The organism is Stieleria tagensis (assembly GCF_024129865.1).
GTDB classification, from domain to species: Bacteria; Planctomycetota; Planctomycetia; order Pirellulales; family Pirellulaceae; genus Stieleria; species Stieleria tagensis.
This window is the reverse complement of record NZ_JAMYFE010000018.1, coordinates 1-12,508: the sequence shown is the minus strand read 5'-3', so window position 1 is coordinate 12,508 and position 12,508 is coordinate 1. Positions and strand designations below refer to the sequence as shown.

At 54.5% G+C, this 12,508-nt stretch carries 7 protein-coding genes; 4 read left to right on the top strand and 3 right to left on the bottom strand.

Going from position 1 to position 12,508, the window contains the following annotated elements; genetic code table 11:
* Nucleotides 1-33: 33 nt before the first annotated feature.
* The gene (locus tag NHH03_RS02400) at nucleotides 34-5,835 is read left to right on the top strand and encodes a PVC-type heme-binding CxxCH protein (protein ID WP_253154142.1); all 5,802 of its coding nucleotides are present in this window, start codon (nucleotides 34-36) and stop codon (nucleotides 5,833-5,835) included.
* Between the two features lie 59 nt (nucleotides 5,836-5,894).
* On the opposite strand, the gene NHH03_RS27810 is transcribed toward NHH03_RS02400, so the two are convergent.
* Nucleotides 5,895-6,020: a hypothetical protein gene (locus NHH03_RS27810; protein ID WP_261364045.1), complete on the bottom strand. Its 126-nt coding sequence runs from the start codon at nucleotides 6,018-6,020 to the stop codon at nucleotides 5,895-5,897.
* A gap of 88 nt (nucleotides 6,021-6,108) precedes the next feature.
* Here NHH03_RS27810 and NHH03_RS02395 point away from each other — a divergent pair, with 88 nt between their 5' ends.
* On the top strand, nucleotides 6,109-7,056 hold the full coding sequence (locus NHH03_RS02395) for a hypothetical protein (protein WP_253154141.1): 948 nt from the start codon (nucleotides 6,109-6,111) through the stop codon (nucleotides 7,054-7,056).
* 71 nt (nucleotides 7,057-7,127) lie between these two features.
* On the opposite strand, the gene NHH03_RS02390 is transcribed toward NHH03_RS02395, so the two are convergent.
* A complete protein-coding gene (locus NHH03_RS02390) occupies nucleotides 7,128-7,292 on the bottom strand; it encodes a hypothetical protein (protein WP_253154140.1) in 165 nt (54 codons plus the stop codon).
* 80 nt (nucleotides 7,293-7,372) lie between these two features.
* Nucleotides 7,373-8,152 carry a family 16 glycoside hydrolase gene (locus tag NHH03_RS02385; protein WP_253154139.1) on the bottom strand — a complete coding sequence of 260 codons (780 nt, stop codon included), beginning with the start codon at nucleotides 8,150-8,152 and terminating at the stop codon, nucleotides 7,373-7,375.
* A gap of 825 nt (nucleotides 8,153-8,977) precedes the next feature.
* Between NHH03_RS02385 and NHH03_RS02380 the strand changes: the two genes are divergently transcribed.
* Together NHH03_RS02380 and NHH03_RS02375 are read left to right on the top strand one after the other, a co-directional pair.
* Nucleotides 8,978-10,474, top strand: a complete 1,497-nt coding sequence (locus NHH03_RS02380) for a sulfatase family protein (RefSeq protein ID WP_253154138.1) — start codon at nucleotides 8,978-8,980, stop codon at nucleotides 10,472-10,474.
* Nucleotides 10,475-11,462: 988 nt separating this feature from the next.
* Nucleotides 11,463-11,678 carry a hypothetical protein gene (locus NHH03_RS02375; protein WP_253154137.1) on the top strand — a complete coding sequence of 72 codons (216 nt, stop codon included), beginning with the start codon at nucleotides 11,463-11,465 and terminating at the stop codon, nucleotides 11,676-11,678.
* The last annotated feature ends 830 nt before the right edge of the window (nucleotides 11,679-12,508 follow it).

Genomic DNA, 12,508 nt, shown 5'->3' with positions numbered 1-12,508 from the left:
TGCCCTGCATTTTCATTGCTCGTGAATTCACCAATGACACCCATCCCCCGGCCCACCTCGCTGTTCACATTCTTTTTGGCCACCGCGATCGTGATTGGCCAATCCGCAGCCCAAGACCTAACGCTTCACCCATTCCAACGTCAGCAATTGTCTGAGACCTATTTCTCCGAAGGTGCCGGCGTCGGCGACCTAAACGGCGACGGGCTCAAAGACATCGTGTACGGACCCTACTGGTTTGCCGGCCCTGATTTTAAAACCAAACAGGAAATTTATCAGCCGGTTCCTCAGAACATGAACGGCTATGCCGACAATTTTTTCTCTTGGGTAGAGGATTTTAACCAGGACGGTTGGAACGACGTGTTTGTCGTTGGTTTTCCTGGCACACCGGCCTACGTTTATGAAAACCCGAAACAGGACGGCCTTGGTTCCCATTGGAAAAAACACCAAGTGTTCGATTGGGTTTCTAACGAATCACCTCAGCTGGTGGATTTGGTCGGTGACGAACGTCCCGAATTGGTCTGCACCCGTGATGGATTTTTTGGCTTTGCAACCATCGACCCAAACGATCCCTTGGGAACCTGGCAATTCCATCCCATTTCATTACAGGTGACGGCCAAAAAATTCGGCCACGGATTGGGCATCGGTGACGTCAACGGTGATTCCCGAATGGATATCCTGCATTCCAAGGGCTGGTACGAACAACCAGAATCCGATGCGTTGACGTCTCGCTGGATGCACCACGATGCCACGCTGTCCGCTGGCTACGGTGGTGCGGAAATGTACGCATACGATGTCGATGGAGACGGGGACAATGACATCATCACCAGCGAAGCGGCACATGATTTTGGATTGTCTTGGTACGAACAGATTCGCGACAACGACCAGATCAAATTCAAACGACACTTGATCATGGGGGCACACCGCAGCGAGAACCGCTACGGCGTGTTGTTCAGTGAACTACACTCACTGGCACTTGCGGATATTGACGGCGATGGATTGAAAGACATCGTGACGGGTAAGACCTATTGGTCACATCACAAACAAAGCCCGATGTGGAACGCCGGCGCGGTGGTCTATTGGTTCCGTTTGGTGCGTGGCGATGACGGCGTCGACTGGGTTCCCTATCAAATCGATGACCAAGCCGGTATCGGACGACAGATCAATGTGTCTGATGTGAATGACGACGGGCTGCCGGACATCGTTGTCGGTGGAATGAAGGGAGCCACCGTCCTGACGCAGTCCAAGACTGCGGTGACCAAAGCACAATGGCTGGAAGCCCAGCCGCAGGTTTACGCCGGTCCGAAATTGCCAGACCTGAAATCGGCAACGGCGCGACGAGGTCCGAAATCCGAATTGGATGCAACAACTGGTCAAGTTGTTGGGGCCATTGAAGGCGAACATCTGCAGGCAACCGCGACGGGCGGCACGGCAAAGACGCAAGACATGTCGAACTTCGGCGCCGATTCCTGGAGTGGTCATTCACAACTGTGGTGGACCGGATCCAAACCGGGCGATGAACTGTCTCTGCCGCTACCTCCGTTTACCGGCACGGTGGATTTGGAGGTGGTCTTAACCTGTGCCAAAGACTATGGAATCGTTCAGCTGGCATTAGACGATCAACCACTCGGCGAACCGATCGATCTGTACGACACTCAAGTCGTCACGACTGGCGTTCTGTCGTTCCCAAAGTTAGTTGTCGACGGCAATCAACATCAACTGACGGTCACGATGGTCGGTGCCAACCCCGACGCCGTTGCGTCACATATGTTTGCAATTGACTATTTGAGAATCAAAACGTCGGACGGGAAATTCGTATTGGCGGCCAACAGCGGATCGCCAAAATCCAATTCAGCGGTTGCAGGTCTCCGTCCCAAGGATGTCGACGGGCGGACATTGAATCTCGATTTCGAAACGGGCACGCTGGACGATTGGACTGCGTCAGGAAACGCGTTTGCCGGGCAACCGATTCAAGGCGACGTGGTCGCAAAACGTCGATCCGACATGAAAAGCAACCACACCGGCCAGTATTGGCTGGGCGGATTTGAAACTAGCGGTGACAAGCCGACTGGAACCCTGACCTCCACCGCATTTGTGGTCTCAGAGCCCTACGGGACGTTTCTGTTCGGTGGCGGCGCTCATGAAACAACCCGAGTCGAATTGGTGCGCAAGGACAGCGGAACTGTCTTTTTTCAAACCGCCGCAAATAACCAAGAAACCATGCGGCAAGTCGTGGTCGACCTGCGCGGCCAGGTGGGCAAGCAGATTTTCATTCGATTGGTCGACGAGCACACCGGCGGTTGGGGACACCTGAACTTTGATGACTTCCGATTGCATGCCAATCGTCCCGCGCGATTGACTCCGCCAATGGTCGCACTAAAACCAGACGAATACCCGCACTCCGGACTGCCGGCACAGCAAGCCGCCCAAGCGATGCGAGTTCCCGATGGCTTCCACGTCTCCGTCGGAGCCTCGGAACCGGATGTGAAACAACCGATCGCCATGGCGATTGATGATCGCGGCCGCGTTTGGATCGCGGAAGCCTATGAGTACCCGATTCGCGCAGCCGGTGACGTGGGTCGTGATCGTATTCTGATTTTTGAAGACACCGATGACAACGGCTCATTGGACAAGCGAACCGTGTTTGCCGAAGGGCTGAACCTGGTCAGTGGACTGGAGGTCGGATTCGGTGGCGTCTGGGTCGGCGCCGCGCCGTATCTGATGTTCATTCCCGATCGCGACGGTGATGATGTTCCCGATGGCCCAGCGGAAATCTTGCTCGACGGATGGGGCTACCAAGACACCCACGAAACTCTAAACACGTTTATCTGGGGCCCCGATGGCTGGCTGTATGGTTGTCACGGCGTATTCACACACTCGCGAGTCGGTAAACCGGGAACCCCCGACGACCAGCGGACTCCGATAAATTGTGGCGTTTGGCGGTATCACCCGACCCGACATCAATTCGAAGTCTTCGCACACGGCACCAGCAATCCCTGGGGAGTCGATTTCAATGATCGCGGACAAGCGTTTATCACGGCCTGTGTGATTCCGCACCTCTACCACATCATTCAAGGTGCCCGCTATCAACGCCAAGGCGGTCGGCATTTCAACAACCACACCTATCGCGACATCGTCACCGTCGCCGATCACTTGCACTATTTGGGCGCCAACCCACATGGTGGCAATAGCAAATCAGATTCGGCCGGGGGCGGCCACGCGCACAGCGGTGCCATGATCTATCTGGGCGGCCATTGGCCGCAGCAGTATCGCGACGAATTGTTCATGAACAACATCCATGGACAGCGATTGAATATCGATGTTCTGCAGCCCAATGGTTCCGGCTATGTCGGCACTCACGGTCCCGACTTTCTTCTAACTGGTGACAACGCTTCCCAAATCCTGAACCTGCGCTATGGACCCGATGGCAATGCGTGGATGATCGATTGGTACGACATGCAAGCTTGTCACCGTGGCGACGCCGAGCTACACGATCGCAGTAACGGTCGGATTTTTAAAATCAGCTACGGGGATGAAACACCCGAGGGAATTACAAAACCACTCGCGCAAGCCTCCGATTTAGAACTCGTCGAAATGGTCTTGCGAACCAACGATTGGTACGTTCGTCACAGCCGCCGAATTTTGCAAGAACGCTCATCCCAACGCCCCATCGATCCCGATGCCGTCAGCCGCCTGCGGGAATTGTCTGTGAATCATGCGGACGAGACCCGTCGATTGCGCGCCGCTTGGGCACTTCATGTCACCGGCAACCTGACAGACCAGGACACAATCACGCTGCTCGACGACGCCAGTCCTTATGTTCGTGGTTGGGCCATTCAATTGAAAATGCAATCCGACAGTGGACCATTGCCGGCGCAGTTCTTGGAAAGGTTTGTTGGCATGGCTGAATCCGATCCGTCACCGATTGTACGACTCTATTTGGCATCCGCAGCCCAGCAAGTTCCGCTGGATTCACGTTGGGACCTGTTGCGTGCGTTGACCTCGCATGGCGAAGATGCGCGCGATCACAATTTGCCGTTGATGTACTGGTATGCTGCCGAACCGCTCGCTGATTCGGACGCCGCTGCCGCAGTCGATCTTGCAATGACAGCCGGCCAAACCATTCCGATGTTGCGTGAGTTCATGTTGCGGCGAATCGGCAGCAGTGACAATCAATCGTCCTTGGGCATCTTGATCAGTGGTCTGGGAAAAACCACCGACCCGGCCACCCAGCTGACCTACCTGAAATCCATTCGGACCTCCTTAGAAGGCCAGCGCCGCGTCGCTGCGCCGCCACAATGGGCACAAGTGATTCCGGTGCTTTTGAACAGCAGCGACGACCAAGTGCGACTGCAGGCGATTGCCCTCGGAGTGACCTTTGGCGATCCCGCCGCTCTGGCGGTGATGCGATCGCAAATTGTAGATTCGGACTCGCCCGATACCGATCGGTTGGTTGCCCTACAGTCGTTGTTGGATGCAAACGATACCGGACTCGTTCCAACCTTAATCGCCTTGCTCGATTCCGACTCGCCGCTGCGTGAAGCTGCGATCAAAGGGTTGGCACAATACAGCAATGCCAGTGTCGCGCCGGCGTTGCTGGCACACTACGATGCGTTCACACCCGAGCAAAAACGATTGGCCTTGGGCACGCTGTGCGCCCGTTCGATGTTCGGTAAATCACTGTTGGATGCGATTGCCAAACAACAAATCCCAGGGACCGATCTGACCGCGGACCTGGTGCGTCAGTTGCAGTTTTTGAATGACAAAGAAATCAATTCTCAACTGGAATCGGTTTGGGGCACCGTCCGTATTTCGGCTGCGGACAAACTTTCCATGATTGCCGACTACAAGTCGCTAGTCGAATCCAGTTCGCACCCTGAACCGGATCTATCACTCGGGCGTGCCGTGTTTGCCAAAACCTGCATGAAATGCCATGTCTTGTACGGTGTTGGTCATAAGGTCGGCCCCGATTTGACGGGTTCCAATCGCTCGAACTTGGACTACCTCCTCAGCAACGTCGTCGACCCCAGCGCCGTCATGGCAAAAGAGTATCTACCGACGATCGTATTGACCGACGACGGGCGTGTCGTCAATGGATTGATCAAGGCCGAAGACGAGCATTCGGTCACCATCCAAACCACCGATGCGCTCGTCGTCATTCCGAAACTGGAAATTGAACAGCGCACCGAAGGCGATAAATCAATGATGCCGGACGATCAATTGAAACAGTTTTCGGAACATGAAGTCCGTTCTTTGATCGCCTACCTGCGAGCAAAAGAACAGGTCCCAATGCTGGCGACCGCAGAAAATGCTGTCGGTTTCTTCAACGGAAAAGACCTGACGGGTTGGACCGGCGACGACGGATTGTGGACCGTCGAGAATGGTCAACTCGTGGGACGAACCGAAGGCTTGAAACACAATCACTGGATCGTCAACGAACTGGCGGTGGATGACTTTCGATTGTCGTTCGAAGTTCTTTTGGTTGAGAACGCCGGAAATAGTGGCGTGCAGTTTCGCAGCCAAGCCGAACAAGGTGAAGTCTCTGGTTACCAAGCCGACATCGGCGACGGATGGTGGGGAAAACTGTACGAAGAACACGGTCGTGGATTGTTGTGGGACAAGTCCGGTAAGCAGCACCTGAAACCCGGTCAATGGAACCAGTACCAGATCATTGCCAAGGGGCATCAGATCCAAACGTTTCTCAACGGCCAACTCTGCGTCGATCTGCTCGACCCTCAAGGGGCCAGTCGTGGGATCATTGCCATCCAATTGCACAGCGGCGGAAAAACAGAAGTTCGCTTTCGCAATATGCAGCTAGAAATCCTTTCTGGCGAATGAGATCTCGGTTTGTCCGAACAACAACCGTCGTAGCGGAGCCCGCCAAGGGTTCAGTTGGTCTAAGCCCAGGCGCCGCCGGCTACGAACGACAACGCCAATGGCTGCTCCAGCGATGCGTAGCGGATGAACGGCAGACGCAAGAAAAAGTCGCTGTGGTTGCTGGCAAAATGAATTGAGACTGCCATCGGATTGCCGTCGGGACAACCGTGATCCAGACTAAACGTCTATATTAGGGATTGCTCCCAACTTGTGCTCTTTCAACTGGGTTGATCCATGATTCGACGCCTCGCCGTGTTCCGGTCCACAAAGTTGCCCAAACAGCTCGCTGCATGGGGGCTGCTGGGATTTTTTTCTGGCGTCTTCGGCCCATCAACGCTGTGCGCTCAAGATGCGTCAACTGTCAGCGGTGATCAGGCGCCCAGACAGATCAAGCTGGAAACACTTTTGCCGATGCACTTGGCGTCCGCTCAAGAATATGAATTCCAGATCGAGAGCACTCCGCCGCGAAACCTGGTGCTACAGCAAACGCCGATCTCACAGTGGACCAACATGCGTCGCTCGGCGGGGCAACTCGGCCATGTCTTCGTTTGGATGGATGGCGAAGAACCCGCTGTTTTGGGAACGATTTTTTCGTTTCCCTGGAAAGGCGAATTAACGCAGCGGCGGATTGTGCATGAACTACACGCCCTCTCACCTGACAAGCTAACTGTTTCTCGCCGCGCACCCGGTGTGGTCTGGCAACCGGAATCGGGACTGGTGCGGTCGGAGCTGCCTGGAGTCCAGTCGGCGATCACAAACCTCGCTCGATTTAAAATCCAAACACGTCAAATCGTTCGCCGTTTCTCGGGGCACTGTGTCGGTCGTGATGGCCAACGCTGGGAATTGCGTGTGCTTCCCACACCGCTGATGTTCTACCCCATCAACCGTCCAACCGGCTCGGGGTTTGGCGCAGTGGTCGGAATGATGGGAGACGTCGGCAGCGATTTAGAATCGGGCTTTCTGATCGAAGCCGTCTTGGAACCGGACAATCAAACTCCCCAATGGATGTTTGCGCCCATCCGGCTGACTGACATGGAAACTCATCTGCAATTTGATCGACAACCGATCTGGGACAGCGTTCGCAGCGAGACCGATACCATTTTCCATGACACACCAAAGACCTACTTTCGGTTTCAAGACAAAACGGTGCCGCTGGGCGCTGAATTGTCAGACAACAACTAGGTCATTCAAGCAAGCAAGCAAGCAAACTGGTGCATTGGACTCGTCGAATGTTCGTGCGGCATTCCGGCGTTTCAGTTCGTGACCACTTCCGAGAATCGTTTGATCGTGTCCACGATCTGGGTACGATCATCTGTAATGCTGATCTTGCGGCCGTACTCACGTGCCGCAGCGGTCACAACCAGGACTGGGTAGATCGGTTTGCGAAACTTCCAATAATCTTCGCCGTAGAAAATCATTGGACTCTCGGTACCCTGTTTCAGATGTTCCCGTACTTCATTTGCCGACCCGAACTCCAAACGCTGCATCGCGACACCCCTTAGTTTTCATCACGAACAACGGTGATATCGTCCACCCAAGCTTCCTTGGCAACGGCCAGACGAAGTCGGCTTTTTGTGTTGTGCCCGATGCCTGGTGAAGTGAACTGCCCCACTTGTTTACCGTCAATCGTGACAGTCATCGTCTGGTCTGCGATCTCAACCTTCAGATCGTGCCATTGGTCGGCTTCTAGGTCGACCGGAAAGCTCTTTTCTTTGCTGGCGATCAACTGCTTGTCTGCCGCGGTCAGCGTCTTGGCCTGAGACTTCTCACGCATTTTCAGATTCATACGTCCCGTCTTCATATCAAGAATAGAGACTTTGTGGGTGCGGATTTTGGCAACACACAGGTGGCCCGCATGAACACTCTTCTCTTTCATATCGGCAATATTGATTCCCAGCTCGTCGCCTTTGCCAATCCGAAAACGCATCGCGATCTTGGCATTTTTGAACGCCATGTCTTGCACAACGCTCACGCCGTGATCGGCCACGTCGTGGCGATAGATATGTAGTGCTCCATCAACCAAGTCGACTTGCTTGTTCCCTTTGGCTCGTGATTTGCTATTGGTCTGCCAGCCATTGCCCACCTGTTCAAGCTGGTCGTCGGTCTCGGTGCGTTCGAATTGGTCTTGAAAGATTATTTCCCCCGCATTGGTCTGCAAAACGCACAGTGAAGTACAAAACAGGGCGGCAAACCACAAAATCGGCGAATGCTTCGTCATACCAATCTCAATAGGAAGAGGTGCGGGGACAGTGGGGACACTGCCCAAATCGGGCAGCAAACTGGTTATACACCAACCAACGATCTTCGGGGGACAGGATCATCGGGGGACAGAGCCCATTGCTGACTCACTGCCAATCCCCTCGCGGGAGCATGACTGGGGACAGAGCTCATTGGAGGGCAGTTGTCGTTCCCCACTCGGAGAATGATGGTCCGGCAGACTTGATTCCCGAGACGTTTCCACCTGATGCCGCGCGAGATGGTCTGGCTGGAGACGCCGACCGGATTCGACAGAACGGCAGGCGTGGCTGGAAGAGTGACAGAAAAATAGGCGACAGAAAAATCGGAATGCCGGGAAGACAGACGTCGCAATTTTTCTGTCATTAAAACTCCGCTCGGTCTACGCACTGCACTTGAGGTAGCTGCCATCGGAGACAGAGCATCACGAGCGGCGCCGAAAACGAAAGCTAGCATCGCCGAGGTGTCTATTCGTCGGCCAAAGTGCTGTGTCCCCTACGCCACAAGCACTCATACGAGACATCGGTGAATTTTTCAGCGGCGCCGCTACATTGGGATCATTTCCGAAGCGAGCCGATTGACGCTTAAATCTCGTTCCACCGGGATCTGTCTCAGCCATCGCGTCAACGGGTGAACGATCAGCGAAAGGTTGGGGTCTGTCCCCGGCCACGCTGTCCCCGGCCACGCTGGCGGCGCGGAACATTGGCCCGAGTTGTTCCCTGCGAGATGCCGACTATTGGCGTGGTGTAAACTATTCGGTTTGCACACTTGAGTTGGTGGGGCGTTCACTTCAAGTCACAGCGATATTTGTTGAGACGTTTTCTTCAGAAAACCATGGACATAGGGTTGAGCGATGAGAATGAGATTCATGCGATACTTTTCTGAAGTGCTGATGGCGATCGTCTTGCTGCTGTCGGGTTTTGTGGATGCATTGGATGCGTCTGAGCAGCCAAACATTGTGTTCATCTTGACGGATAATCAGGGAGCCTGGCATCTCGGATGTTATGGAAACCCCGATTTCCAAACGCCAAACATCGATCGTTTGGCAGCGGAAGGAATTCGCTTCGCCAATGCGTTTGCGAACAATCCGGTCTGCTCGCCAACACGTGCGACCTATCTCACTGGCCTCACTCCCAGTCAACATGGGGTTCACCGTTACCTTTCAGCAGGGCGATTGCAGATTGGACCCCAGGCGCGATACACACTCCAAGATTTTACAACCCTGCCGGAAGTGCTGCATCGTGAAGGATACGTATGCGGACTGTCTGGCAAGTGGCACTTGGGGGACAATTTGTACCCGCAGGATGGTTTTTCATTTTGGGTCACAAAACCACACGGCCATTCAAACGGTTTTCTCAATCAGGAAGTACTCGAGCATCAGAAGTCTAAAACGATTTCAAAGCACCTCTCGGAGTACTGGACCGATCGTGGGATTGAATTTATGGAACAGAATTTGAGGGCGGATGTGGAGAAGCCGTTCTTTCTGTACCTCGCCTACAATGGTCCCTATTCACTCTCGGGATCAATGCGAGAGAAAGTCCCGTCGCCTTGGTCGGATCCCTATCGCGACAGTGAACTGCCGTCATTCCCTCGCCCCCACAAGGTCCATCCCTGGCAAAAGAATCAGCAGAATCTGATCGGCAATCTGGAAGCGGGGCGTAATCTGGCGGGACAGGTCACAGCGGTGGACGCCGGAGTCGGCAGAATCATGGCCACTCTCAAGCAACACGGGCTCGACGAGAATACGATTGTGATTTACGCAGCCGATCAGGGAGCCGTTGCCGGTCAGAATGGGTTTTGGGGAATGGGAGACCATTCAAATCCATTGCACCTGCGCGATGGCACACTGCATATTCCCTTGATCATTCGCTGGCCGGGGCAAATTCCGGCAGGCCGAATCGAAGAACACATCGTGACCAATTACGATTTCATGCCAAGTGTCTTAGGGCTACTCGGCCTGTCGATGCCTCAGCAACCGCCGAAATCTCCTGGACGCGATTTTTCGCCAACACTCCGTGGACAGTCACTTGAAGAATGGAACGACGAAGCCTTTTTCGAATTCGAAAATGTTCGCGCGATCCGGAATCCTGAGTGGAAGTACGTCGAGCGATTGGGTGAGGCTCCAGAGTTTGAACTTTACGATCTTGCCGCAGATCCCAACGAATTGCGCAATCTTGCAAACCGCGAAGCGACGACTGTCGTGCAGAAGGACCTGCAACGAAAATTGCACCAGTGGTTCGCGGAGTATGCCAATCCCGAGTGGGACTTGTGGAATGGCGGTACCAGCCAATCACGTATTTCAACTTCCGATCAGATCGCCGAAGGAATTCGCAAGCGAAATGCTGCGAAAGCTTCCTCCGATTAAAAACCTGTCTGGCCGGCAGTTGAAACGTTTCGCAATCATTCTGGCGCTCGGTCACAAACCGTCGCTGTTGTCGTAGTGGCCATCGCAATCGTTACGTTTACATGCTTTTCCTCCCACTCGCGATAGAACTTGCGTCGTTGTGTGACATCTCGCAGCCAACAAGGTGTCACGGCTCACTGGAAAGCATAGGAATTGGCGTTGGCAGCGAGCGACCAATCACACCAATGACACGAATTCCAATGACAAAGCATCGTCAGGGTTCAGACGGAAAAATCCTCCACACCAGCGCCACGTAATCGGGAGTGAGGTTGGAGTTCACGCTTCAGCGTGCCGGGGCGGGACTGCTGGGGTGAAAACGGAACAACCCAAAGGTTGAACTCCAACGGGTTGGAATTTGCCACGTGCGGGTTGGTGTGGAGGATTTATCCGACCGGATTTCGCACTTCTCCAAACACCAAGCCGAGTCGGATAAATCCTCCACACCAGCGCCACGTAAACGGGAGTGACGTTGGAGTTCACGCTTCAGCGTGTCGGGGAGGGACTGCTGGGGTGAAAACGGAACAACCTAAAGGTTGAACTCCAACGGGTTGGAAGTCGCCACGTGCGGGTTGGTGTGGAGGATTTATCCGGCCGGTTTTCGCACTTCTCCAAACACCAGGCCGAGTCGGATAAATCCTCCACACCAGCGCCACGTAAACGGGAGTGACGTTGGAGTTCACGCTTCAGCGTGTCGAGGCGGGACTGCTGGGGTGAAAACGGAACAACCTAAAGGTTGAACTCCAACGGGTTGGAAGTCGCCACGTGCGGGTTGGTGTGGAGGATTTATCCGACCGGATTTCGAACCTCTCCAAACACCGGGCCGAGTCGGATAAATCTTCCACACCAGCGCCACGTAATCGGGAGTGACGTTGGAGTTCATGCTTCAGCGTGCCGAGGCGGGACTGCTGGGGTGAAAAACGGGACAACCTAAAGGTTGAAATCCAACGGGTTGGATTTCGCCACGTGGGGATCGCCGGGGACCGGACGATTATTCAACCACAATTTGCATGATTGGTTCGGTCACAGCGGTGCCATCGCAGAGATGCACCCTCTGCAAACCACCGAATCGGATTTTGAAAATTCGGATGGCGGTAACGCCGGCGGTAACAGCGACGCGAATCCAGCAGAATACAGCGCATCGCGTGACTGCGGGAAAATCAATTAAAAACGGCCTCCGATGCCCATGTTGAGCGTCGGAGGCCGCGATTTATACACCCCAGAGGATTCGAACCTCTAACCTTCGGTTCCGTAGACCATTTTTCGGCGTCAGGACGATGTGAGTCGTGATTGGCAAGAGGTGGATACGACACGTCACGGACCTTGTGAATCGCAAATCGCACGATTCCGGTCGTTGGTTACTTTTGCTCGTCGCGGGACAATGTTGGCAACGCGAATCGAGTCCAAGACCAAGTACTGGACTCGGTGTGATAACTCCGTGACCTAGCCTCTTGCGGTTGCAACTCTTGCACGTTGGCGCCACCACGATCGACACGCATGCCCCGTTTGCTGGGATGCTTTGATTGGTCCCCGAAGTAGCCGCGTTTAGGACTCACAAAAAATTTTCGGTTGCTCTCAGCCGCTGCAGGACACAGAGGGAAACATTCAAAAAAGGTCCTTGTTTGCCCTTCTACCGTGGCCTACAAGTAAAAGGGAAACGCGACTCTTGGAAAGAGCAGCGTGGAAACAGTGGGGGGCTTCCGTGTGCGACCTAGCGCCCAGATCGGATGCAGGCACGCAGCATGCGTGACTTGCCTGTCAGCGCCCTTCGAGACACTCGCAAGCCCCCATCGAGTCAAAGCTAGGTGAACCGGCCCCGGACGCTCGGCAAGGCGTAAGGACCGGGTGTGATGGCAACAATCAATCAATGTGTTACGTCAAATGGTCGCAAGACCGAGTGGTCGGGGCGGCGTACGCCATACCGCGTTGCCCCGACCACCTTGCCTCCAAAACCTCTCACGCTCGGTATGGCACCATGTGAGGTGGCCTGGGTTTTGG

Bases quoted from the DNA above. Each gene is read 5' to 3' on its own strand.
- NHH03_RS27810 (WP_261364045.1), bottom strand. From the start codon at position 6,020: ATGGCAGTCTCAATTCATTTTGCCAGCAACCACAGCGACTTTTTCTTG.
- NHH03_RS02400 (WP_253154142.1), top strand. From the start codon at position 34: ATGACACCCATCCCCCGGCCCACCTCGCTGTTCACATTCTTTTTGGCC.
- NHH03_RS02395 (WP_253154141.1), top strand. From the start codon at position 6,109: ATGATTCGACGCCTCGCCGTGTTCCGGTCCACAAAGTTGCCCAAACAG.
- NHH03_RS02380 (WP_253154138.1), top strand. From the start codon at position 8,978: ATGCGATACTTTTCTGAAGTGCTGATGGCGATCGTCTTGCTGCTGTCG.
- NHH03_RS02390 (WP_253154140.1), bottom strand. From the start codon at position 7,292: ATGATTTTCTACGGCGAAGATTATTGGAAGTTTCGCAAACCGATCTAC.